Origin of the sequence: Kribbella alba (assembly GCF_039529635.1) — a bacterium.
In the GTDB taxonomy this organism is placed as follows: Bacteria; Actinomycetota; Actinomycetes; order Propionibacteriales; family Kribbellaceae; genus Kribbella; species Kribbella alba.
In genome coordinates this window covers 1144986-1169024 of the sequence record NZ_BAAANE010000007.1, presented here as the reverse complement: position 1 = coordinate 1169024, position 24039 = coordinate 1144986, and the positions used below count along the sequence as shown (strand labels likewise).

16 protein-coding genes are annotated in these 24039 nt (G+C 68.1%); 4 read left to right on the top strand and 12 right to left on the bottom strand.

Annotated features, from left to right (window positions below; genetic code table 11):
* Nucleotides 1–426 precede the first annotated feature (426 nt).
* Together ABD210_RS23310 and ABD210_RS23305 are read left to right on the top strand one after the other, a co-directional pair.
* Entirely contained in the window at nt 427–3093 is a 2667-nt protein-coding gene (locus ABD210_RS23310; protein ID WP_344114117.1) for a discoidin domain-containing protein, read from the top strand.
* 190 nt (nt 3094–3283) lie between these two features.
* A complete protein-coding gene (locus ABD210_RS23305) occupies nt 3284–4012 on the top strand; it encodes an alpha/beta fold hydrolase (protein ID WP_344114116.1) in 729 nt (242 codons plus the stop codon).
* Between the two features lie 4 nt (nt 4013–4016).
* Here the strand turns inward: ABD210_RS23305 and hrpA are convergent, their stop codons facing one another.
* The 3 genes from hrpA to ABD210_RS23290 form a co-directional block, all read right to left on the bottom strand.
* Nucleotides 4017–7919, bottom strand: coding sequence for an ATP-dependent RNA helicase HrpA (gene hrpA, locus ABD210_RS23300; RefSeq protein ID WP_344114115.1), 3903 nt, complete (start codon nt 7917–7919; stop codon nt 4017–4019).
* A gap of 364 nt (nt 7920–8283) precedes the next feature.
* Nucleotides 8284–8433, bottom strand: coding sequence for a hypothetical protein (locus tag ABD210_RS23295; protein ID WP_344114114.1), 150 nt, complete (start codon nt 8431–8433; stop codon nt 8284–8286).
* A gap of 26 nt (nt 8434–8459) precedes the next feature.
* Nucleotides 8460–8864: a universal stress protein gene (locus tag ABD210_RS23290; RefSeq protein ID WP_344114113.1), complete on the bottom strand. Its 405-nt coding sequence runs from the start codon at nt 8862–8864 to the stop codon at nt 8460–8462.
* A gap of 471 nt (nt 8865–9335) precedes the next feature.
* Between ABD210_RS23290 and ABD210_RS23285 the strand changes: the two genes are divergently transcribed.
* The gene (locus ABD210_RS23285) at nt 9336–11216 is read left to right on the top strand and encodes an alpha-L-fucosidase (RefSeq protein WP_344114112.1); all 1881 of its coding nucleotides are present in this window, start codon (nt 9336–9338) and stop codon (nt 11214–11216) included.
* Nucleotides 11217–11315: 99 nt separating this feature from the next.
* Entirely contained in the window at nt 11316–12902 is a 1587-nt protein-coding gene (locus ABD210_RS23280) for a helix-turn-helix domain-containing protein (protein ID WP_344114111.1), read from the top strand.
* Between the two features lie 22 nt (nt 12903–12924).
* Here the strand turns inward: ABD210_RS23280 and menC are convergent, their stop codons facing one another.
* From menC to ABD210_RS23235, 9 genes are all read right to left on the bottom strand, one after another.
* The gene (gene menC, locus ABD210_RS23275) at nt 12925–14031 is read right to left on the bottom strand and encodes an o-succinylbenzoate synthase (RefSeq protein WP_344114109.1); all 1107 of its coding nucleotides are present in this window, start codon (nt 14029–14031) and stop codon (nt 12925–12927) included.
* Nucleotides 14028–15155 carry a M20/M25/M40 family metallo-hydrolase gene (locus tag ABD210_RS23270; protein ID WP_344114107.1) on the bottom strand — a complete coding sequence of 376 codons (1128 nt, stop codon included), beginning with the start codon at nt 15153–15155 and terminating at the stop codon, nt 14028–14030. The genes menC and ABD210_RS23270 overlap by 4 nt, the downstream gene beginning before the upstream one ends.
* Nucleotides 15148–15957 carry a GNAT family N-acetyltransferase gene (locus ABD210_RS23265; protein WP_344114106.1) on the bottom strand — a complete coding sequence of 270 codons (810 nt, stop codon included), beginning with the start codon at nt 15955–15957 and terminating at the stop codon, nt 15148–15150. Before ABD210_RS23265 ends, ABD210_RS23270 begins: the two co-directional genes overlap by 8 nt.
* Complete coding sequence (locus ABD210_RS23260; RefSeq protein WP_344114104.1) at nt 15954–17543, bottom strand: N-acyl-D-amino-acid deacylase family protein; 1590 nt, start codon at nt 17541–17543, stop codon at nt 15954–15956. The genes ABD210_RS23265 and ABD210_RS23260 overlap by 4 nt, the downstream gene beginning before the upstream one ends.
* Nucleotides 17544–17583: 40 nt before the next feature.
* A complete protein-coding gene (locus ABD210_RS23255) occupies nt 17584–18483 on the bottom strand; it encodes a serine hydrolase (RefSeq protein WP_344114103.1) in 900 nt (299 codons plus the stop codon).
* A 4-nt stretch (nt 18484–18487) separates the two neighbouring features.
* Nucleotides 18488–19627: a sugar ABC transporter substrate-binding protein gene (locus tag ABD210_RS23250; RefSeq protein WP_344114101.1), complete on the bottom strand. Its 1140-nt coding sequence runs from the start codon at nt 19625–19627 to the stop codon at nt 18488–18490.
* 21 nt (nt 19628–19648) lie between these two features.
* Entirely contained in the window at nt 19649–20656 is a 1008-nt protein-coding gene (locus ABD210_RS23245; protein ID WP_344114100.1) for an ABC transporter permease, read from the bottom strand.
* Entirely contained in the window at nt 20657–22159 is a 1503-nt protein-coding gene (locus ABD210_RS23240; protein WP_344114098.1) for a sugar ABC transporter ATP-binding protein, read from the bottom strand.
* A 234-nt stretch (nt 22160–22393) separates the two neighbouring features.
* A complete protein-coding gene (locus tag ABD210_RS23235; protein ID WP_344114096.1) occupies nt 22394–24037 on the bottom strand; it encodes an AMP-binding protein in 1644 nt (547 codons plus the stop codon).
* Nucleotides 24038–24039: the final 2 nt, after the last annotated feature.

Genomic DNA, 24039 nt, shown 5'->3' with positions numbered 1-24039 from the left:
CAGCGCGCTTTCGTCCCCTGACCCGGGGGAGCTGTCGGGGGTCCGGACACCAACCCGGGACCTCGGACACCAAATGCCTTGTCCCGGCCCCCAAGTAGGTGTCCGAGGTCCCCAGAAGTGCACCGGTCAGTCGAGCGCCCGCACCCACGGTTCGACCGCGCCCCCGCTCACCCAACCTCAGCCGCAGCCGCAGCCGATTAGCGTCCCACCTCTGCTCGCGTCCACCGCGTCTGGCGTCACGTTGGACGCAGCTTGGGAGGCGGTGTAAGTTCCGGAACCGCCACTCGGGGAACGTTCCCTTGACAGTGGGTCGAGTTGCGGCCACTCTCTGGGAGAGCGCTCTCTCACCTGCAGGAAACTACGAGCCCGCGGTCGATCACCGGGGTTCGCAGGATGCCGCCCCGTCCTCTCCTGATTGGTTTCGCCATGCTCAATTCCCCGCTGTCCGGAGCGCGCTCTCCGGCACCCCTCCAGCGCTGGCTGACCCTGGTGTCCGCCGCGCTCCTCCTCGTCACCGTCTTCCTGGTCGCTCCACCGGAGGGCAGGGCCCAGGCGAGCGGCAGAGCTCAGACTGCCGTCTCACTGTTGTCCCAGGGCAAACCCGCCACCAGTTCCAGCACGGAGAACGCCGGCACCGCGGCGGCCGCCGCCGTCGACGGGAACACCGGCACGAGATGGGCGAGCGCTTTCTCAGATCCGCAGTGGTTGCAGGTCGACCTCGGCTCCGCCCAACCCATCACCCGTATCGTCCTCAACTGGGAGGCGGCCTACGGCAAGTCCTTCCAGCTCCAGGTCTCGGACAACGCCACCGACTGGCGGCAGCTTTACTCGACCACCACCGGCACAGGCGGCGTCCAAGACCTCGCCGTCACCGGTGCCGGCCGGTATGTCCGCATGCTCGGCACCGCGCGGGGCACCGGCTACGGCTACTCGCTCTGGGAGTTCCAGGTGTACGGCGGAACGGACGGCGGCCCGACCGCCTGCGGCACCTCCAATGCCGCGCAGGGTAAGCCGGCCACCGCGTCGAGCACCGAGAACGCAGGAGTCCCGGCCTCTGCCGCGGTCGACGGAAACCCCGGAACCCGCTGGGCGAGCGCTTTCTCGGATCCTCAGTGGATCCAGGTCGACCTCGGCTCCACCCAGGCCGTCTGCCAGGTCGTGCTCAGCTGGGAAGCGGCGTACGGAAAGGCTTTCCAGGTCCAGGTCTCTGACGACGCCAGCGCGTGGACCCAGCTCTACTCGACCACCACCGGCACCGGTGGAACGCAGACCCTGGACGTCACCGGCAGCGGCCGTTATCTCCGGGTCAACGGAACCCAGCGCGGCACGACCTTCGGCTACTCACTCTGGGAGCTCGTCGTGCACACGACAGGCGGCGGCTCGACCGATCCGGTGCCACCGACCGATCCGCGCAACCCGGACCTCGGCCCGAACGTCTTCGTCTTCAGCCCGAGCACCCCGCAGGCGGAGCTCCAGAACCGTCTGAACGCCATCGCCACGGAGCAGCACACCAACCAGTTCGGCACCGAGCGCTACGCGACGTTGTTCAAGCCCGGCACCTACAACGCCGACGTGAACCTCGGCTTCTACACGCAGGTCGCCGGCCTCGGCCTCTCGCCGGACGACGTCAACCTCAACGGGCATGTCCGGGTCGAGGCCGACTGGCTGCAGCAGGGTGACAACCCGAACAACAAGGGCAACGCCACCCAGAACTTCTGGCGTTCCGCGGAGAACCTGGCGGTGACGACGCCACCCGGACAGATCGAGCGATGGGCCGTCGCGCAGGCCGCGCCGTACCGGCGGATGCATCTGAAGGGCGCGCCCGAGATCCAGCTCTGGAACGGCGGTGACGGCTGGGCCAGCGGCGGGTTGTTCGCCGACACCAAGATCGACAACACCGTGGTCTCCGGCTCGCAGCAGCAGTGGATGTCGCGGAATTCGGAGTTCGGCGGCTGGGCCGGATCGGTCTGGAACATGGTGTTCGTCGGTACCACCGGCGCGCCACCGCAACACTTCCCGGACCCAGCCCACACAGTCGTCGGCCAGACCCCGCAGATCCGGGAGAAGCCGTTCCTGTACTTCGATGCTGCCGGCAACTACAACGTGTTCGTCCCCGCCCTGCGGCAGAACAGCGTCGGCACCAGCTGGTCCCACGGTCCCGCGGCCGGTTCGTCGATCTCGCTGAGCGAGTTCTACGTCGTCAAGCCGGGCGCATCCGTGGCGACCATCAACGCCGCGCTCGACCAGGGCAAGCACCTCTTGTTCACGCCCGGCGTCTACCACCTGAACGACACCATCCGGGTCACCCGCGCCAACACCGTAGTACTGGGCCTCGGCCTGGCGACGCTGATCCCGGACACCGGGCAGGCGGCGATCACGGTCGCCGACGTGGACGGCGTCAAGCTCGCCGGACTCCTGGTCGACGCCGGACCGGTGAACTCGCCGGTGCTGGTGGAGGTCGGCCCGGCGGGCTCCGCCGCGAACCACGCGGCCAACCCGACCTCGTTGCACGACGTGTTCTTCCGGATCGGCGGCGGTGCTCAGGTCGGCCGGGCGAGCGTCAGCCTGCGGGTGAACAGCAACAACGTGATCGGCGATCATCTGTGGCTGTGGCGCGCGGACCACGGCGATCACGTCGGCTGGAACGACAACACCGCCGCCAACGGACTGGTTGTGAACGGCAACAACGTGACGATGTACGGGTTGTTCGTCGAGCACTACCAGCAGTACGAGACGCTCTGGAACGGCAACGGCGGCCGCACGTACTTCTACCAGAACGAGTTCCCGTACGACGTTCCGGACCAGGCGTCCTGGAGCAGCGGTCCGGGGACGCAGGGCTGGGCGGCGTACAAGGTCGCGAACACGGTCACCAGCCACGAGGCGTGGGGCGTCGGCAGCTACTCCTTCTTCAACACCAACCCGTCGATCGTCGCGAGCCGATCCTTCGAGGTGCCTGATACCGCCGGTGTCAGGTTTCACGACCTGGTCTCGGTCTCACTCGGCGGGGTGGGCACGATCGCCAACGTCATCAACAACACCGGCGGCACCGCCAACGCCGCCACCCAGCAGCGCTATCTAGTCAGCTACCCGTGACGTTCGGTGGCCTGCCGGGACCCCGGCAGGCCACTGCTTCACGAACCCCGCAACTGATAGATAGGAGGCATCCGACCAACGGGAGACGCTGTGACCGACCAGACCACCGCATCGCAGGCCGCAGTCCGGGTACGCCCCGGTCAACGGCCTGCAGCTGTACTACGAGATCCACGGTTCGGGCGGGACGCCATTGCTCCTGCTGCACGGCGGTTTGTTCAACATCGACCTGCAGTTCGGCCAGCTGCTCCCGAGCCTGGCCGAGAACCGTCAGGTCATCGCCACCGACTTCCAGGGGCACGGGCGGACCAACGACATCGACCGTCCACTGGCCACCGCCGACCTGGCCTCCGACGTCATCGGGTTGCTTCAGCACCTCGGCGTGCCGCAGGTGGACGTCTTCGGCTTCAGCGTGGGTGGCGCCGTGGCCGAGTACCTGGCGATCCGGCACCCTGAGCTCGTCCGCAAGGTGATCATCTCCTCGGCGTCGTTCCATCGCGACGGCGACCGCGCGGAGAACGCGGACGCGATGGGTGAGCTCAGCGTCGACCTGATCGCGGGCACGCCGATGGAGGCGGAGTATCTGGCCAAGTCGCCACACCCTGACCGCGAGCACCTGCAGGGCCTGCTCGACAAGCTCGGCAGCTTCGACCGCGGCTTCACCGGGTGGTCCGACGACGACATCCGCGGTATCGCCGCACCGACCCTGATCACCGTGGGCGACTGCGACGCCGTGAAACTGGAGCACGCGGTGCGGTTCCTGCAGCTACGGGGCGGGGACGTCAACGGCGACTTCGTGGGGGTGCCCGCGTCGCAGTTGGCGGTGTTCCCCGGCACGACGCACTTCTTCGGGCTCGCCCGCACCGACCTGGCCCGTGACGTGGTGCTGACCTTCCTCGACGCCCCGATGCCCGGGGCCTGATTCGCTAGGCCGTCGTGAGCGCCTTGCGGATGCGCTTGTCCGACACGGGGTACGGCGTGCCGAGGGTCTGCGCGAACAGGCTGATCCGGAGTTCCTCGAGCATCCAGCGGACCTCGAGCAGTTCCGGACTCGGGTACTTGCCGGCGGGCACCGCCTTCAGGCGCTTGTCGTACTCGTCGGTCAGCGTCTGCACGATCGCCATCCCCGACCGGTCCCGCATCGCGTTCGCGCCGACCTTTTCCAGGCGCTGCTCGATCCCGCGCAGATAGCGAACGAGGTCGGGCAGCCGCTTGGCGCCGGTCTCGGTGATGAACCCGCGATGCACCAACCCTTCGAGCTGACCCCGTACGTCGGACAGCGTGGCCAGCAGAGCAGGGCTGGATGCCTTGGAAATCTGCCGGTCAACAGCCCGGGCAAGCGACAGCACCTGCTCGACCTGCGCCAGGATCGCGAGCACGGTATCCGCAAGCTCAGCCCGTACTGCGTCTCTGAGCCGGGCGAATCCCTGGGCATCCCAGACGGGGCCACCCGCGTCGGCCATCAGTTGGTCGACGGCCGCGGAGACAGCGTCGTCCAGGAGATCGCCGACGTTGCGGTGCGGGCTGTTCATCAGCGTCATCTTCGACTGGTTCGACAGGTGCCGCTGCACCACGTCGATCACGGACGGCATGGTCAGCAACAGCAGCCGACGAGTGCCGTTCCACATCGAGGCGGTCTGGTCCCGTTCGGTCTCCTGCAGTCGCACCGAGACACTCTTGCCCTCGTCAACCAACGCGGGGTATCCGGCCACGGTCAGACCGCCACGGTGCTCGGAGAAGCTGCGAGGAAGCACGTCGAACGTCCAGTCGGTCAGGCCGGTTCGCTCCAGTCCGCTCACGGCCTTCGACGCGACCTGCGAGATGGCGGCCTTGGTCTTCGGCTTCAACCGCTCCTTCAGCCGGGCGAGGTCTTTGCTCTCGGCAACAGTCTTGCCGCTGTCGTCGACCACCCGGAAGGTCATCCGCAGGTGCTCGGGGATCCTGCTCCAGTCCCAGTCCTCCGGCTCGATCAGCACATCCCGCAGCGAGCGGAACTCACGGGCCAGGGCGTCCGTCAGCGGACCCGAGGCCGGATCCAGGTTCGGCAGCACCCGGCGGGCGTGGTCCGGCGCCGGCACGATGTTGCGCCGGATCGCCTTGGGCAACGACTTGATCAGGGAGGTGACGAGCTCCTCGCGGAAACCCGGCACGCTCCACTCGAACCCGTCGGCGGTGACCTGGTTGAGCACGAGCAGGGGGATGTGAACGGTGACGCCGTCCGCGTCCGTGCCGGGCTCGAACGCGTAGGTCAGGTCGAAGGTCATCCCGTTCTGCGTCCAGGTGAGTGGGAAGTCCTTCTCCTTGACCTCGGCGCCCTCGCGCACCACCAGGGACCGCTCGAAGTCGAGCAGATCAGGGTCGCGTTGCCGGGCATTCTTCCACCAGGTGTCGAAGTGCCGCCCGGTGACGACGTCCGAGCCGATCCGCTCGTCGTAGAACGCGAACAGCGTCTCGTCGTCGACCAGGAGGTCCCGGCGCCGGGTGCGCTCCTCGAGCTCCTCGACCTCCTCGATCAGCTTACGGTTCTCGTGGAAGAACTTGTGGTGGGTGTCCCAGTCGCCCTCGACCAGCGCGTGCCGGATGAACAGCTCGCGCGACACCTCGGCATCCACCTTGCCGTAGTTGACCTTGCGCCGGGCAACGATCGGTACTCCGTACAGGGTGACCTTCTCGTAGGCCATCACCGCGCCGGCCTTGCGCTCCCAGTGCGGCTCGGAGTAGCTGCGCTTGATCAGGTGCTCCGCGAGGTCCTCGGCCCATTCCGGCTCGATCTTGGCGTTCACGCGCGCCCAGAGCCGCGACGTCTCGACCAGCTCGGCGGCCATCACGAACTGCGGTGGTTTCTTGAACAGGCCCGAGCCCGGGAAGATCGCGAACCTGGCTCCGCGCGCGCCGAGGTACTGGTGCTGGTTCGCCGGATCCTTCATGCCGAGGTGGGACAGCAGACCGGCCATCAATGAGATGTGTACGCTCTGCGGGTCTGCCGCTTCGCCGGAGTTGAGCGTGACACCGATCTGCGCGGCGACCTGACGCAGCTGCGCGAAGATGTCCTGCCACTCGCGGACGCGCAGGTAGTTCAGGTACTCGTTGCGGCACATCCGGCGGAACTGGTTGCCGGACAGCTCGTTCTGTTGCTTCTTGAGGTAGTTCCACAGGTTCAGGAAGCCGAGGAAGTCCGAGTTCGGGTCGCGGAACCGGGCGTGCTGCTGGGTCGCCTGCGCCTCGGCATCGGTCGGTCGTTCGCGGGGGTCCTGGATCGAGAGCGCGGAGGCGATCACCATCACCTCCCGGACGCAGCCGTGCTTGTCGGCCTCGACGATCATCCGGGCGAGCCGCGGGTCGAGCGGGATCTGCGCGAGCTGCCGGCCGACCGGGGTCAGCCGGCGCGACCGGTCGGTGGAGCTGGCCGAGTCGATGGCGCCGAGCTCGGTGAGCAGCTGCAGGCCGTCGGTGATGCTGCGCTTGTCCGGCTCGTCGATGAACGGGAAGGCGGCGATGTCGCCGAGCCCGATCGAGGTCATCTGCAGGATGACGGACGCCAGGTTCGTGCGCAGGATCTCCGGGTCGGTGAACTCCGGCCGGCTCTCGAAATGCTCCTCGGTGTAGAGGCGGATGCAGATGCCGTCGCTGGTCCGGCCGCAGCGGCCCATTCGCTGGTTCGCGCTGGCCTGGGAGACCGGCTCGATCGGCAGGTGCTGCACCTTCGTGCGGTGCGAGTACCGGCTGATGCGCGCAGTGCCCGGGTCGATCACGTACTTGATGCCGGGAACGGTCAGCGAGGTCTCGGCGACGTTGGTGGCGAGCACGATCCGGCGGCTCGAACCGTGGGACTGGAAGACGCGGTGTTGCTCGGCGTTCGACAACCTGGCGTAGAGCGGCAGGATCTCGGTGTTGCGCAGGTTGTGGTCGCGTAGAGCGTCGGCGGTGTCGCGGATCTCCCGCTCGCCGCTCAGGAACACCAGTACGTCGCCCGGTGCCTCGAGCGCGAGCTCGTCCACGGCCTCCAGGATCGCCTGGGTCTGATCGCGGTCGAGCGTGCTCGGGTCGTCCGCGTCGTTGATCGGTCGGTAGCGGACCTCGACCGGGTAGGTGCGGCCGGAGACCTCGACGATCGGCGCCGGCCGGCCTGCCGCGTCGGAGAAGTGCTCGGCGAACCGCTCAGGGTCGATCGTCGCCGAGGTGATGATCACCTTGAGGTCGGGACGGCGGGGGAGCAGTTGCTTCAGGTAGCCGAGGATGAAGTCGATGTTGAGGCTGCGCTCGTGCGCCTCGTCGATGATGAGGGTGTCGTAGCGGCTGAGGTCGCGGTCCCGTTGCAGCTCCGCGAGCAGGATGCCGTCGGTCATGAGCTTCACCAGAGAGCGCTCACTGACCTTGTCGGTGAACCGGACCGCGTAGCCGACGGTCTCGCCCAGCTCGGTGCCGAGCTCCTCGGCGATCCGCTCCGCGACCGTCCGAGCCGCGAGCCGGCGGGGCTGCGTGTGCCCGATCATGCCCTGCACGCCGCGGCCGAGCTCGAGGCAGATCTTCGGGATCTGAGTGGTCTTGCCGGAACCGGTCTCACCCGCGATCACGACGACCTGGTGGTCGCGGATCGTCGCCGCGATCTCGTCCTTGAGCTGGCTGACCGGAAGTTCTTCGGGATAGGTGATCTCGGGTACGGCGAGCCGCCGCTGCTCGACGCGGTGCTCCGCCTGCTCGATCCTGGCGGTGATGTCGGAGAGCGCTCCCTGGCGTTTCTCGTCGGTTCTGAGCGTCCGCAACCGCTCGAGCCGACGCCCCAACTGCTCCCGGTCGGACGCCGTCAAACCCTCGAGGCGCGCCGCCAACTCCGCGATCCCAGCCGCACCACGCTCCGCAGTACCGGCGGGCGCGACCGATCGACCTGGTTGTCGAGCCGGGTCTTGAGCGGGAGAGTCTTGAGCGGGCGCGCTGTGAGCGCTGTGAGCCGGCGCCTGCCCGGCGCCGGCGGGCGAAGCAGTTGCCGGCTTCTTCCGGCGTCGGTTCGGCCGAGGACGGCGTGGGCGATCAGCTCCGCCTGTGGGACGGTCGCTCTGCGGGGAAGCGGAAGCCTGCGGAGACGCGGGGTTCCGGGGTGAATCGGGGGCTGGGGAGGGACTGGTGGACTCGGTCCGGGCATCAGGCATGTCACCGACCAGTTTAGGCGTCCGGACCCAGCCACTCACGTGGATTTCACCAGAGCAGCTTCGCCAGCCTCCGGAAGGCGTCCAGCTGGTCGAGGATCGGGGTGCCCACGATGTTCAGATCCCAGTCGACGCGGTCAACGCCCACCTCGGCCGCACGCTGGAGGTCGTCGAGGATAGAAGCCTCGGTGAGTCCCACCACTTGCTCGGACGCAGGGGTCAGAGTCAGTCGTGGGGCGAGGGGACCTTGACGGCGAGGACGGGGACGGGCGACTCGAGGAGGACGCGTTGGGCGGTGCTGCCCAGGATCAGCTTGCCGACCGGGCTGCGGCGACGAAGACCGAGCACGATCAGCCCGACCTCCTCTGCGGCCGCCGCCTTCAGCAGCTCGTTCGCGACATCACCGCTGCTGACGGCCTGCTGAATCGTCACCTCGACGCCGTGAGCACGTAGCCGGGCCTCAGCCGCGGCGAGCTCCTCCGCGTTGGCGTAGCGGGTGTGGAGGTAGGTGTCGCCCCGGCTCGTGTTGAGCAGCATGACGGACGCACCCCGCAGCCTGGCTTCGGCCGCGGCCGCGTCGAGGGCAGCCTCGCCCTCGGGCGTCGGCACATACCCGACCAAGATCTTCACGGCGTCCAGTCTCCCATCAATCGTCCTCGCCGCGGCTCAGGCTGCCCCGTGTCGGTGTGCGCCGCGGAACAGTCGGGGCAGGCACAGCGCGAACCGGGCCGCATGCCCAGCATGAGCCGAGGACGAGCTTGCGCTCGAAGAGCCCGGCCCCGCCGATCAGTCGCGCGATCAACATCTCGTACCCCGACCCGGCCGGCGAGTAAACCCCCGGCACCTCGAATACCACTCGGGCGTCCAGCAGCCGGCGCGGGCTGCACATTGGAGATCTGGAACTCGGCCGAGATGACCATCGGCCACTGAGATCGTCACGGTCGGGGGACGATCGGCGAGCTCTCGCACGCCGGCCGCCCAACCGCGGTCCGTCCCAGAGGCTTGGTGTCGCAACAGGATAGATCCTATAGGATCTAGTATTTCCCGAATTCTCGGTTTAGTCTCCGATTCGTCCCGCCCGACGAATGACAGGAGATCGCTGTGTCAGCAGTAGGTCTTGTCCGCAGGCGCCGCGCATCGGCGGCCTGCCTGATCACCGCGCTGATCACCGCCTTGGCCGTTGGGATGCTCGCCTCCCAGACGGCAACTGCCCTAACCCCAGGACCTCAGGCATCCCAAGCCGCGGCCTTGGCTGATGACAACCTCGCGCTGGGAAGAACGGCCAGCCAGAGTTCGGAGTACGAGATCGCGGCGCCCGCCTCCCGTGCGGTCGACGGGAACACCGACGCTGGCTTCTGGAACGGATCCTTGTCGCACACCAGTGACGAACTGCAGCCCTGGTGGCAGGTCGACCTGGAGAGCCGGCAGCGGATCGGCAGTATCGCGATCTACAACCGCACCGACTGCTGCGTGTCCCGCCTGTCCGACTTCTACGTGCTGGTGTCGAACGTCCCGTTCGCCTCGAACTCGCTCGACGAGTCCCGCAAACAGGCCGGTGTCACGGCGTATCACGTCGATCTGGTCGCGGGAAAGGTTGAGCTGAACATCGGTCGCGATGGCCAGTACGTCCGGATCCAGCTGAACGGCAAGAACGCGCTCGCGCTGGCGGAGGTTCAGGTTCGCCGGAGCGCGGCCACCCCCGTCCCGCAGTATCGGAACGTCGCACTGGGCGCCCGTACTACGCAGTCGAGTGTCGCGGACGGCGGTGTCCCGACCAGAGCGCAGGACAACAACGTCGACGGAGCCTGGAACGACCGGTCGCTCAGCAACACGGCGTCGCAGCTCAACCCGTGGTGGCAGGCGGACCTCGGCGCGAGCAAGAAGCTGACCTCGATCGCCGTCTGGAACCGCACGGACTGCTGCCAGGACCGGCTGAATGACTTCTACGTGTTCACCTCCGCCCAGCCATTCGCGTCCACCGACCTGAAGAAGACCTTGCAGCAACCGGGCGTCAGCTCGTACCGGGTGCGCAACATCGGGCAGCAGAAGTCGCTAAAGCTCGGCAAGACAGCGCGCTATGTCCGGGTCCAGTCCGCGCTCACCGGCTACTTGACGCTCGCCGAGGTGCAGATCTTCAGCGACGAGAAGCCGGCCGTGCCGGATGTCGCGCAACACATCCGCGACAACCAGTTCGGCATGTTCATCCACTACGGCCTAGGCACCTACACGAACGAGCAGTGGGCCACTCCGAACACCTCGCCGAGCGTCTTCAACCCGACCAGCCTGGACACCGACCAGTGGGCGGCCGCGGCGAAGAGCGCCGGGATGAAGTACGGCGTGCTCACGACCAAGCACCACGACGGGTTCGCGCTCTGGGACACGGCTTCGAATACCTATGACGTTGCCTCCAGCCCCTATCAGGGCGATGTGGTGCGCAAGTACGCCGACTCGTTCCGCAGGGCCGGGTTGAACGTCGGGCTGTACTACTCCATCTGGGACCGCAGCAACGGCGAGAGCACCGAACTGGCGCTCAACCAGATCCGTGAGCTGCTCACCCAGTACGGCTTCGTCGACCAGATCTGGTTCGACGCGTGGCAGTTCGCGGGCTACGGCAAGATCGGGTACGACCAGGTGCGCGACTTCATCCGCAACGTGTCACCCGGCACGGTGATCGTGAACAACGACAAGAACGACACGATCGCCACCTCGGACGTGCTCGAGTACGAGGATGGCCGGCCGCCGGCGGGACTGACGAACCCGGTGCAGATGTCGGACATGATCAGCACCAGCAACTGGGACTGGTTCAACACCGACCAGTCGGTCGAGCCGCGGACGACGGCGGACATCGTCGACGAGGAGACCTACCAGCGCGATCATGGGTATCAGTACCTGCTGAACGTCGGCCCCAGCAAGGACGGCCGGCTGGCGAAGGTCTACACCGACCGCCTCGCCGAGGTCGGTGCGGCGCTGGGAGTCCGCTAGACGGTTCCGGAGGACCTTTCCCGTGGTGTTGCGGGAAGGTCCTCCGGCAACGCGCATGCTTGGGATAGCTGAAGGTCGAGCGAGGACTGAGGAGGTGCGATGGCAGCCAGGACCCCGGCTCGCCGCGATGCTCAGACCTTGCGGGAGGTCATCAGACGGCTCGGGCCGAGCCTCATCACGGTCGCGGTGGCCCCGGATGGTTCGCTCGACCGGTCCCTGGCAGGGGTGTGCGTCCATGACCCCCTGCTCGAGGTCGAGCAGGGGCAGGGAGAGGCGCTGCTCGCGGTCGGGGTCGACCCGCGCGGCGAGGACGCGGTCGAGCTCGTCCAGCGAGCAGCGGCCCAGGGTTATGCCGCCATCGTGCTGCACGTCGACGACACCCTGCCCGAACAAGTCGCAGTCGCGGCACGGCGGCGCCGCATCGTGATCCTGACGGCGCCGACCGACGTCCCGTGGGTCCACCTCGCCACCATGTTGCGGGTCGGTATCAGCTCAGCGGTCGAAGAGCTCGCCGGCGCTCCGCTCGGTGATCTGTTCGCCTTCGCCAACTCGCTGGCCCAGCGCATCCGCGGTGCGGTGACGATCGAGGACCCGCAATCGCATGTGCTGGCCTACTCCAGCGTCACCAAGCAGGTGGACGAGCCGCGGAAGGAGACGATCCTCGGTCGTCGGGTGCCACAGAAGTACATGCGCCTGCTGCAGGAGCGCGGTGTCTTCCGCCAACTGATATCCAGTGACGACGTCGTGCACATGGAGGCGATGCCCGAGGTCCAGCTGAGCCGCCGGGTCGCGATCAGCGTGCGTGCCGCAGGCGAGTTGCTCGGCTCGATCTGGGTCGCCGAGAAGGGCGAACCACTCGCCGAGGACCAAAGCGAGATCCTTCGCGAGGCGGCCCTGACGGCGGCGCTGCACATCATGCGGCACCGCTTGGATCTCCATGCTGAGAGCAACCTGCGCAGGTCGATGGTGCGTGACCTGCTCGACGGTACCGCTGCAGATGTCGCCGCCGTTCGGCTCGCGCTGGCGCCCGACGCCCCGTACGTCGTGGTGGCCTTCGAAGCCCTCGGAGGCAGCCTGCCGGGCGGTCGGCTGCTGCAGGTGATCGACCTGTACTGCTCCACGGTCCACCGCGTCACCGTTGCGCTCGACGTCAGCCCTCGCGTGTACGTCGTAGTCTCCGGCGCCGCGATCGCGAGGGAGATCCGCCAGTTCGCGAGCGAGGCCGCGCGGCGCGTCACCGGTGCGACACAGGCGAAGGTGTATGCCGCGATCGGGCGCCCGGTGACGTCGTTCGACCGGGTGGTGGAGTCCCGGCAAGACGTCGACCGGGTCATGCGAGTGCTGCTGCGGCCCGAAACGCGGCGTACCGTCGCTGACCTCGACGATGTGCGGGCTGCGGCCAACCTGCTTGAAGTGCTCGACCTGGTCCGGGAACGGCCACACCTGCTGCAGGGCCCCCTCCGCCTGTTGGCCGAGAACGGCAGCGCCCGAGACCTGGCCTTGGTCAGTACGCTCCGCGCCTATCTGGACTACTTCGGGGACGTGAGCTTGGCAGCAGGCGGGCTACAGGTGCACCCGAACACCTTCCGCTACCGTCTCCGCCGGGCCACGGACGTCCTCGGGATAGACCTCGACGATCCGACGGAGCGGCTGATGCTGGCGCTTCAGCTCCGCCTCCTTCGTTAAGCCGGGGTTGGCTCGGCGCCGGTCAGCGCCGGAAGGTTTCGACGCTGGTGGTCAACTCCTGGAGAACCTCCTGTCGAGGCTCGACGCCCATGCCGGGACCGGAGGGTACGGGCAGCATCCCGTCACGCAGTACGAAGGGCTCGGTGACGTCCTGGTGGTAGTAGCGGTCCGAGGCCGAGGTATCGCCCGGGTAGCGGAAGTTCGGCAGCGCGGCCAGAGCGACGTTGGCGGCCCTGCCGATGCCGGTCTCCAGCATGCCGCCGCACCACACGGGGATGCCCAGTGCCTCACAGACGTCATGCACTCGCACCGACTCGAGGTAGCCACCCATCCGGCCCGCCTTGACGTTGATCACCGAACAGGCGCCCTGCCGGATGGCATCGGCTGCCGCACGCGCGGAGGTGATGGATTCGTCCAGGCAGACAGCGGTCCTGATGCGCTGGGAGAGGACCGCGTGCTGGTGCAGGTCGTCCTCGGCGAACGGTTGCTCGATCAGGAGCAGACCGAACTCGTCGAGTGCCTCCAGCTTCGCCGAGGTGGCAGCGTCGTACGCCGCATTGGCGTCGACCTGCAGGGGCAGCTCCGGACCGAACGACTCGCGGACGGCCCGGACCGGCTCGACATCCCAGCCTGGCTCGATCTTGAGCTTGATCCGGCGGTAGCCCTGTTTGATGTAGCCGGCAACCTCCTCGAGCAGCTTGTCCACGGACGGGGCGATGCCGACCGAGACCCCGCACTCCACCTCGGTGCGGGTGGCGCCGAGGTAGGAGGCGAACGACAGATCGTGAGCGCGGAGCTCGGCGTCGAGGACGGCGGTCTCGATGGCCGCCTTCGCCATCCGGTGGCCGAGCACCTCGCCGAGCAGCGGGGCGACCGCACGCGCGGTCACGTGCGGCGCCGCCAGCAAGCGAGGGACGAGGTAGTCACGGAGGACGGCCTGCGCGCCCTCGACGTACTCACTGCTGTAGAAGGGATCAGCGAGGGCAACGCATTCGCCCCAACCCTCGCCCTCGTCGGTCACGATGTGGATCAGCAGCACGTCGCGGCGCGTCTGCACTCCGAACGAGGTGCGGAACGGGCGGACGAGCGGAAGGGCGATCCGGCGCAACTCGACGGTCTGCAGCTTCATGGTTTGTCCTCCGTGAGGTGGTCGATCAATGCGCACAGGAGCGCTGCCCGCTCGCTCATCGGCGCGGTGAGGCTGTACTCGCCTTCGGCGTGTGCGTGGTCGCCGACCGCTCCGATCCCGTCCAGGGTCGGGACGCCGAGCGCGGCGGTGAAGTTTCCGTCCGACCCGCCCCCCACGCTGGCCTGGCGCAGCGGCGCAAGTCCCAGCTCGTCGGCGAAGCGTTCGGCCAGCGTCATCAGGCCGGCGGAGGCGTCCGGCTCGAACGGCGGCCGGTTGATGCCTCCCTCCAGCCGCAGGACTGCGCCGTCCGTGCCCGGTGCCAGATCGGCGAGTTCGGCATGCACCCGCTCCTGTTCGGCCACGGTTGCCGCCCGGACGTCGATGGCCGCCTCGGCGGTGGCCGGAACGGTGTTGCGGCTGCTGCCTGCCGTCGCGGTCGTCGGGGTCACCGTCGTACCCAGCCTTGCGTCGCCGAGGTCCGCGATGCGCGGCACCTGTCGGGCGAGCTCCACCAGGGCGTTCACGCCGCGCTCAGGTTCCAGGCCGGCGTGTGCGGCCCGGCCCTGGACGTGAAGGCGGTACATCGAGATGCCCTTGCGTGCGGTCTTGAGCGCTCCCGCCGCACTTGGCTCCGGAACGAGCACGGCCCGGGACCGGCGGGCCTCGTCCTCGACAAGTGCCCGGCCGGTCGGTGACCCGATCTCCTCATCTGTCGTGACGAGCAGCGTGACACCATCCGTCCGGCTCAGCGCGCTGATCGCGTACAGGGCCTGCACCAGGCCGGCTTTCATGTCGAAGACGCCAGGCCCGGTGGCGCGCCCGTCGGCGACGGCGAACGGCCAGCGACCAGTCGTGCCGGCCGGCCAGACAGTGTCGAGGTGGCACACCACGAGGACCGGCCGGTCTCCGGAGCCGCGAAGTCGCAGGTGCGACCGGCCGTCCACCTCGACCGTTTCGGGAGCCTCGCCCAGAAGCCGGTTCACCAGGCCGCTCAGCAGCCTGGTGCCGTTGCGAAGCAGGCGAAGGTCGTCACTTGGCGTCTCGGTCATCACGAGGTCCTCGAGCACGGCGAGCATCGAGTCCTCGAGTTGGCGCAGACCAAGCAGCAGGCCGGGGTCAGCCATGCGCGGCGGTAACGGTCTCGCTGGGGCGCTTCGACGCGGCCGCGAAGACGTACCCGCCGTCGCCCCACGCAGGGCGCAGGCCTGCTGCGAACAGCCGCACGAACTGCTCCCGGGTGCTCAGCCGGATCTCGCGGCCCGCGGCCGGGTCGGACTGCCGGAGCGCGTCGTAGTCAGCCGGGATGGCGACGACTTCCGCGGCCGACTCCGGGCGACGCACGCGGCGCTCCAGAGCAGCCACAACCTGTTCGGAGTCGAGTTGCCAGGAGACCTCGAAGCGGTCGCTGTAGTCACCGGCATTCACTGTGTCGTCCATGGCGCCGTAGAAGTCAGGGAAGAAGGCGTGCACCTGCGCACCGAGTTTGACCAGGTTGAAGTAGGCGTTGCGAGCGATGAGCGGGTCGTAGGTCCATCGCATCTCGGTGACACCGTGTTCGAGGCAGAGCGCACGTTGCCACGACTTCAGGGCGTACCCGATGCCACGGGACTGGTAGCCGCGGACCACAGCCGTCATGTGCGAGTGCAGGTGTAGGCCGCCGGACCAGCCGAGGAACCCGAACGCCACGCCGACCGGGGTGCCGTCGCGAACAGCTGCGAGCACGGCGTTGCCGGCGTGCGACAGGGCATGCAGGAGGTTGCTCTGCGGGATCTGTTGCCGGCCCCATGCCTCGCGGATGACCGTCTGAGCCATCGCTGCGTCTTCGCCGCTGATCTGGTGCACCTCGACCCCGCTGTGTTGAGCCGCCCGCCCCGCATGGCGCCAGGCGTCCGAAAGGACCTCCGTCTTCACTGTCGGCCCGCTCATGCCGGCGGTCGGAGCCGTCGACCCGCGCGCGGGCCGAGGTACCGGCCGGCCCGGACTACGACTTGCCCGTTGACCATCACCCAGGCGATGCCCGCCGGCTCCCGGGTGGGCTCGGTGTAGTCGGCGAGGTCCTGGACCTCCGCAGGATCGAACGCGACCAGGTCGGCGGCTTTGCCCGGAGCGATCGTTCCGCGGTCGTGCAACCCGAAGGACTCCGCCGGTAGCGAGGTCATCCGCCGTACGGCGTCGGGCAGGGCTAGGGTGCCAAGCTCACGGGAGTAACGCGCGAGGACTCGTGGGAAGGTCCCGTACATCCGGGGGTGTGGCTTGCCGCCGACACCCGGCGGCAGGCCGTCGGAACCGATCATGGTCAGCTCGTGACGCATGGCGAGGGTGAGGTCGTCCTCGCGCATGGAGTACAGGATCATGCTGACCTTGAGCTCCTCCTGTCGCAGCACGTGCACCAGCGCCTCGAACGGCTCGGTGCCGCGGTCTGCCGCGAGTTGTGCCAGCGATAGGCCTTCGTACTGGTGGCTGGCCGAGGAGGCGACCACGACCCCGTCCCAGCCGGCGCCATAGATGTGGTTCTCCCAGGTGCCGTCGTCCTGGCCGAGCTGGTCACGCAATCGGTCGAGCGCGACTGGATCGTTGAGCCGGCGCAGTACAGCCGGACTGCCGCCCTCCTGGAACCACGGCGGCAGCACGGCGCTCAGCATGGTGCTGCTGGCGGTGTAGGGATAGACGTCGTGACGCACGTCCAGTCCGCGGTCCCGGGCCTGGTCGAGCTGGTCCAGAGCTGCCTGCATCTGACCCCAGTTGGTGCTGCCCGCGGTCTTGAGGTGGGAGACGTGTACCCGGCGTCCACTGCCCTCGCCGATGGCCACCGCTTCGGCGATGCTGGCCAGCAGTTGCGAGCCCTCGCCGCGCATATGGGTGACGTAGGGCCGGCTCTGTGGGAGACGTTTGGCCAGCTCCACGAGCTCCTGGGTCTGCGCGAACTGACCGGGCGGATAGATCAAACCGGACGAGAGGCCGAAGGCGCCCGCAGCCATCGCCTCGTCGAGCAGGTCGCCCATCATCACGAGCTGCTTGTCATCGGGCGCGCCATCGGACATGCCGAGGACCGCGGCCCGCAGCGCGTGGTGTCCGACAAGTGGCGCGTAGTTGGTGACATAGCCCCGCGCATCCGTCGCGGTCAGCAGTTCGGCGAACGTCGACCAGCTCCACGGCAACGCGGGGAAGATCCGCCCCACCAGCGCTTCCAGCGCGGGCCCGGTCTCGCTCAAGCGCGGCGCCAGGCTGAACCCGCAGTTGCCGACGACCTCGCTGGTCACCCCCTGCATGATCTTGGAGGTGTCGGGCTCGTCGAGGAACGGCGCGTTGTCGGCGTGGGAGTGCACGTCGATGAAGCCAGGCGCCAGCGTCGTACCGCCGGCGTCGATCACCGTACGACCTTCGGCGGCGAGGTGTCCGGGCTCCTCGACGGCCTCGATGACCCCGCCGGCCACCAGTACGTCGGCGCGCCGGGCCGGAGCGCCGGTGCCATCGAGGACCTCGGCGTCGCGGATCAGAACTGTCTGTGTCATGGGCTCCCTCAGCTCCTTGTCATGCCCGTCGGCCGGTCGGTCAGGACGGGTCATACGCCGTGGCCACCGTCGGCGCGGTGTCCCGGCCACTCGGCCACCAGTGCTCGACCAGGGCCTTGCCGACCAGCCCGGCGAGCACCGAGCCTTCCGCCTCGGCGAGGAAGGTCTCGTCCTTGGACTCGTGGTTGAACACCGCATAGGCGAAGCCGCCGCCGTCGCGGTAGCGGACGATGCCGGTGTCGGCGCGGGTGCCGGTGAAGAAGCCCGTCTTGTTCGCGACGGTGATCTCCGGGTCCAGTCCCAGCTCCGCGGCGTACGGCTTCACCTGGAGGTAGCGCGGTACCTGGTCGAGGTACTGCTGTCCGGCAAGCACGCGCTCGACCGCCTCGGACACCCCGGGCCCGAAGACGTTGCGCTCGGCAACGCCTCGCACCAGCGCACACATGTCACGGGCTGACGACTCACCGAGCCGGCGTACGTCGTCGCCGATGACCTCGAACTCGACCCGGTTATGCAGCCGGATCGTCGGCAGACCGAGCGCGTCCATCGCTGCGTTGACAGCGGCGACACCGCCGACCGCGTCGATGGCCAGGTTGGTCGCGGTGTTGTCGCTCAGCACGATCATCAGCGTGGCGACATCGCGCAAGGTGAGCCGTAGCCCCGCATCGAACACCTTGAGGATGCCGGACCCGCCGACCTGGTCCTCGCCCCGCAGTTCGACCCGGTCGTCGAGGGCCAGCTTCCCCGCCTCGACCTGACGCAGCAGCTCCACCAGGATGGGCAGCTTGATGACACTCGCGGTCGGAAACACCTCGTCGGCATTCAGCAGTACCTCCGCACCGCTGCCGAGGTCCCGCGCCGCTACGGCGAGGTTTCCGGTATGGCCGCCCGCGAGGTCGGCAAGCGTGGCCTCGAGCGCATCGCCAGACTGATCCGTCATCGGGCTACAGCCCCTTGATGTTCTTGACCAGCTGCAGGAAACCGCCGTCCCGCAGGTACTCGTTGCTGGGGTCCAGGGGAGGCAACTGCTTCACGTCCACGCTTCCCGGCTGGTGGTACTGGTCCACGGTCTTCTTGTCCAGAACGATCTGCGGTAGCGCGGTGACGTCCTTGGGTGGCGTCTTGCCCTTGGCCAGGGCCTGCGCCATCGCCACGGCGTACTCGCCCCACCAGGAGACGAAGATGTCGCCCTCGGCCACCCAGCGCGGGTCATCGCGCAGCGCCTTGATCCCGCCCTCGTCGCCACCCAGACCACCCATCAGCAGCTTGGCCTGGTCACCGCGGCCGGCATCCTCCAGCGCGCGCAGCGCTCCCTTGGTCGAGTCGTTGTTGACGGTGTAGAGGATGATGTTGTTCCCCTTCGGGACGCTCGGCAGCAGGTTCTTCACCGCGTCGAAGCTGGGCTGCAACTGCGATCCGCCGTCGAACTGGATCGCGTTCGCACCGATCTTGGTGGTCGTCGCGGTGATCGCCTTCGCGTCGACCGGCTCCATCCCGAGGATGGGCGCGATGGTCGAGTAGAAGTAGCTGACGCAGTCGTTCACCTGCTCGCCGGCGGCTGCGTTCTGCCCGATCAGCACGGTGGTGTTCGAGGCGTTCCAGCCGCGCTGCTTGGCGACGTCGCCGACGATCTTGGCGGTGCCTTCGCCGAGTGCCCGGTTGTCGATGTTCAGGAACTGGCAGGTGGCGGTGTCGAGGTTCACCGAAACGCAGGGGATCTTGCTGTCGCCGAGCACCTTGCCCACGCCCTGGGTCGCGTTGGACACGGGGTAGATGACGATGGCGTCGGGCTTGTCCCGCACCATCAGTTGCGCGTTCTGCAGCATCTTGGCCGGGTCGCCGCCGTTGTCGTACCACTTGACCTTGACGTCGGCGCCGGTGTCCTTGACAGCTTTGTCCAGGTTGGTGTGGATGACCCGGAAGAGCGGTGCCGACTCGGTGTAGTTGGAGAAGCTGATCTTGAAGGTCCCGGACCCGCCGGCCGCACCGGCGTCGCTCGAGTTCCCGGAGTCCCCGCACGCGGCGGTGGCTGCGAGCAGTAGCGCACTACATGCGGCCACGACGAGCCGAACTGGTCTGTGCATGAGATGAATCCCTTTCGGAGGCTATCGGCTGACGCGGAGCCGGCGGACCTGGCTGACGCCGACGGCGAGGAGGAGAACCAGGCCGGTGGTGATGGTCTGGTAGAAGGAGGGCACGCTGAGGATGGCCATCCCGTTGGCCAGCGTGCCGAGGATGAGAACGCCGATCAGGGTTCCCGGCACCCCGCCGACACCGCCGGCGAGGGAGGCGCCGCCGAGGATGACCGCGGCGATCGACTGCAGGGCCGAGTCGGTACCGGCGGTACCCGAGCCGGTGAGCAACTGGCTGGCCAGGACGGCCCCGGCCAGCGAGGCGAGCGCCGCCGAGCAGACGTAGACCCCCGCGGTGACCGCGCCGACCCGCATGCCGCCGAGCCGGGCGGCCTCTCGGTTGCCCCCGACGGCATAGAGATATCGTCCGACGACGGTGTAGCGCAGTACGAGGAACAGCGCGATGCTGAGCGCGATCAGGATCCAGACGTGGTTGTTCACCCCGAACAGCGACTGCTCGGCGAGCACGCCCTTGCCGGGGTCGTCGAACGGGATCTGCACGCCGTCGGCGATCGTGAGCGCGAGCCCGCCGGTCACCGACATCGTGCCGAGCGTGGTGATCAGCGGGTTGATGTTGGCCTTGGCCACTATCAACCCGTTGACCAGGCCACAGACGGCGCCGACGGCCAGTACGGCGGCGGCCGCCGGCAGGACGCCCCAGCCCTTGTTGACGAGGATCGCGAACACGACCGCGCCGAGCGGGACCGTTCCGCTCACCGAGAGGTCGAATCCTCCGGAGATGATGGTGAGCACCTGACCGAGCGACACGATGCCGATGACGCTGGCGTTGACCAGGATGTTCAGGCCGTTCTCGCCGCTCAGGAACGAAGAATCGCGGGCGGTGAAGTAGGCGATGATCACCACCAGGAAACCGGTCAGCAGCAGCGCGCGCAGCGTGTTCTCATTCAGAGCGAAGCGCTGCCAGGCGGTCTCGCGCGTTTCCTCGACATCCTCGGTGGTGGATTCGGTCTGGATGGCCATCTAGTCGAGACCTCCCGCTGCATGCAGCGCTTCTGCCTGAGAACTCAGGGTCGGTTGATGGATTTCCTGGACGACCGCACCGTCGCGCAGGATCAGGAGGCGGTCGCTGAGAATCACGGCCTCCTCGATGTCGGAGGTGACGAGCAGCGCGCCGGTGCCGTCGTCGGCCAACCGGCGGAGCAGCCGGTGGATCTCCAGTCGCGCCCCGACGTCGACACCTCGGGTCGGCTCCTGGAGCACGAGGACGTGCGGCTTGCTCGCAAGTCGGCTGCCGACCAGCACCTTCTGCTGGTTACCGCCGGACAGTTCGCCGACCGCCTGGCCGAGACCCCGGGCCCGGAGCTTGACCTCGCCGGCCAGGCGCCGCGCCAGGGCACGCTCCTTTCGCCCGTCGATCACGCCGGAGCGGCTGAGTGCGCGCATCACCAGCAGGGACAGCGACTGCTGCACCGGCAGAGTGAGCACCAGTCCCTGGGACTTGCGGTCGGCGGGGACGTACGCGATACCGGCCCGGCGGCTGGCGATGGGATGGCGCAGCCCGCGCAGGACACGTCCGGCGACAGTCGTGTGACCCTGAACGTCGCGGTGCAGACCCCCGAGCGTCTCCGCGATGGTCTCGGCGCCCGCACCGCGGACGCCGTACAGACCGACGATCTCGCCCGCATGCACGTCGAGGGACACCTGGCGCAGCGACGGCGACGCGCTGCGCTCCCAGTCCCTCAGCTCGAGCACCTTCGTGGAGCGGTCCACCTGCTGCTTCGCCACCACCGTCTCCTCGGTGCTTCGGCCCAGCATGTGCCGGATGATCTCCCCGGGGTTCGTGTCGGACACCGCCGAGGAGTGCACCAGCCGGCCGTTGCGCAGTACGTGGACCGTCCGGCACGCGCGGAACACTTCGTCGAGTCGGTGCGAGATGTAGATGACGCCGACGCCGTCAGCGGCCAGTCCGGTCATGATGTCGAGCAGTTGCTGACTGTCCTCGCTGTTGAGAGCCGCGGTGGGCTCGTCGAGCACGATGACGCGCGAGCGCCGCGCCAGCGCCTTGAGGATCTCGACCATCTGCTGCTGCGCGAGGCTCAACGCGGTCATCTGCCGATCGAGAGGCAGCCGGAACCCGAATTTTCGTGCCTCCGCTGCCGCCTGCCGACGGACCCAGCCCTGCGACGTCAGGCCGGCGCGGCGAGGCCAGCGCCCGAGGACGATGTTCTCCGCGACCGTGAGGTTGGGAACATACACGAGTTCCTGTGGGATGAAGGCGATGCCGTGGGTCAAGGCCTCCCGCGGGCTGGCGAACGAAACCTCGTCGCCGTCCCTTCGGATCTTGCCGTCGTCGGGTCGCACCGCACCGGCGAGAATCTTGGCCAGGGTTGACTTGCCGGCACCGTTCTCCCCGAGCAGGGCAGCCGTCTCGCCGGCCTCCAGCGTGAGGCTGACTCCCTCGAGTACCCGGTGCCGCCCGTACTGCTTGGCCAGGCCGTCCACGGCCAGGAGCGGTTCCACCACTGCTGCTCCCTCCGGCGAAACCAGCGCCGTGGGTCGGCTCGGGCGGCAGGGGACAGCCGCACCGGGTCTCGCGTGGATACAACGGTAGGGACGGCCACGACGACGATATATGTCCATGCAGACGAGGTTTCGGCGGATCTCCTGTCCAAACGGACAGAAGAGCCCGAAGTCCGGTCAGTAAGGAATGCCCATTGTCCGCTCACCGACCCGTCGACCCGCCGACCCCGCCGAGCGTCACAGATCCTTGAGCCGACCTCGAACAACCTTGCCCGTCGCGTTGCGGGGGAGGTCTTCCACCACGACGATCTCGCGCGGTGCCTTGTAGCGGGCCAGATTGGCGCGCACGTGCTGGATCAGCTCAGTGGGTTCAACCGGAGCACGCAGTACGACGTAGGCCACCAACCGCTGGCCGAACTCCTCATCCGGAACGCCGACCACCGCCGCCTCGACCACGGCCGGGTGACTCATCAGGCAGTCCTCGACCTCGACCGGGTACACGTTCTCGCCGCCGGACACGATCATGTCGTCCTCGCGCCCGTCGACGAAGAGCCGCCCGGACTCGTCCAGATGGCCGAGATCGCCTGTGCTCATCCGCCCGTCGACGACCACCTTGCTGCTGCCGTCCGAGTAGCCGCCGAAAACCAGCCCGCCGCCCGCGAAGATCCGACCGGTCTCGCCGCTGGCCAGCACTTGGTCGTCGTCGCCGAGGATCCGCACCGAACTCCCGAGGCAAGGACGCCCGACCGTGCCGGGTGCGGCCCGGAGGTCGGCCGAGGTGGCGATCGTCGCGATCCCGATCTCGCTCGACCCGTAGGCGTCGCAGAGCACGGGGCCGAACTGCGCGATGAACCGCTCAGCCAGCGCCGGTCCCAACGCAGACGCCCCGCAGATGACGGCCCGGAGCGACCGCAGGTCGTGCTTGGCGATCTCGCTCGGACCAAGGTCGAGCATTCGCTGCAGCATCACCGGTACGGCGACCACCGAGCCGGCGCGATTACTGTCGATCGACGCGAGCACGGCGGCCGCGTCGTACCGGCGGGCGAGCACCAAAGGCGAGCCGAGGAACAACGCCAGCATCGAGTTGAGCAGACCGAGTCCGTGGAAGAGCGGTGGGCAGATCACCATCGGCTCGCCGGACCGCAGGCCGATCCTGTTCAGCGCACTCGCGGTCAATCCCGCCAGGCCAAGCGCTGTAGGTGCACGTGGCGCGGCCTTGGGCGTGCCGGTCGTCCCGGAGGTGAGGATCGTGATGTGCCCCGGCTTGTCAGGCTTGGGCGGCTCCGGCGCAGACCCGTTCGCCAGCTCATCCAGGCTCGCCCCACCACTGCCCCTGCTGTCGCCGCCCCCGTCGCCGTCGCCGTCGCCGTCGCCGTCGTGCCAGGCGAGCACCCGGGGGATGTCGGCCTCGACGGTGAACTCCTCATCGTGGATCAGCAGGTCCGGTTGGTGCCTCTCGAGCACGGCCTTCAGTTGCGGCGGCGCGAATTCCGTGTTGACGAACAGCACGTCAGCGCCGAGTCGGGATGCCGCGAGTGTCGCCTCCAGGAACCACCGGTGATTCCGGCACAGCACCGCGACCTTGCTCCCAGCAACAATCCCGTACTGCGCGTGCAGCTCGGCTGACTGCCTCGAGCAGCGCTGGTCCAGCTCCCGGTAGGTCAGGCTGCCTCGCTCGTCGATCACGGCCGGCTGATCCGGATACCTGATCGCCGCGATCGCCCCCAGCGCCGCCACCGACTGGCCCCACTGTCGGAGCGCCCGCTCGATCAGTACGAGTTGAGTGGGCCGGGCCGATCGCCAGACTCCTGACCTGAGGAGAGCGACCGACACGCCGGCAGCCTCGGCGGCACCGCGCACCAGCCAGTCTGGCGGCCTCATCG

Excerpts from the sequence above, each read along its gene's own strand:
- ABD210_RS23310 (WP_344114117.1), top strand. The coding sequence starts at position 427 with ATGCTCAATTCCCCGCTGTCCGGAGCGCGCTCTCCGGCACCCCTCCAG.
- ABD210_RS23280 (WP_344114111.1), top strand. The coding sequence starts at position 11,316 with ATGGCAGCCAGGACCCCGGCTCGCCGCGATGCTCAGACCTTGCGGGAG.
- menC (WP_344114109.1), bottom strand. The coding sequence starts at position 14,031 with ATGAAGCTGCAGACCGTCGAGTTGCGCCGGATCGCCCTTCCGCTCGTC.
- ABD210_RS23270 (WP_344114107.1), bottom strand. The coding sequence starts at position 15,155 with ATGGCTGACCCCGGCCTGCTGCTTGGTCTGCGCCAACTCGAGGACTCG.
- ABD210_RS23265 (WP_344114106.1), bottom strand. The coding sequence starts at position 15,957 with ATGAGCGGGCCGACAGTGAAGACGGAGGTCCTTTCGGACGCCTGGCGC.
- ABD210_RS23260 (WP_344114104.1), bottom strand. The coding sequence starts at position 17,543 with ATGACACAGACAGTTCTGATCCGCGACGCCGAGGTCCTCGATGGCACC.
- ABD210_RS23255 (WP_344114103.1), bottom strand. The coding sequence starts at position 18,483 with ATGACGGATCAGTCTGGCGATGCGCTCGAGGCCACGCTTGCCGACCTC.
- ABD210_RS23250 (WP_344114101.1), bottom strand. The coding sequence starts at position 19,627 with ATGCACAGACCAGTTCGGCTCGTCGTGGCCGCATGTAGTGCGCTACTG.
- ABD210_RS23245 (WP_344114100.1), bottom strand. The coding sequence starts at position 20,656 with ATGGCCATCCAGACCGAATCCACCACCGAGGATGTCGAGGAAACGCGC.
- ABD210_RS23235 (WP_344114096.1), bottom strand. The coding sequence starts at position 24,037 with ATGAGGCCGCCAGACTGGCTGGTGCGCGGTGCCGCCGAGGCTGCCGGC.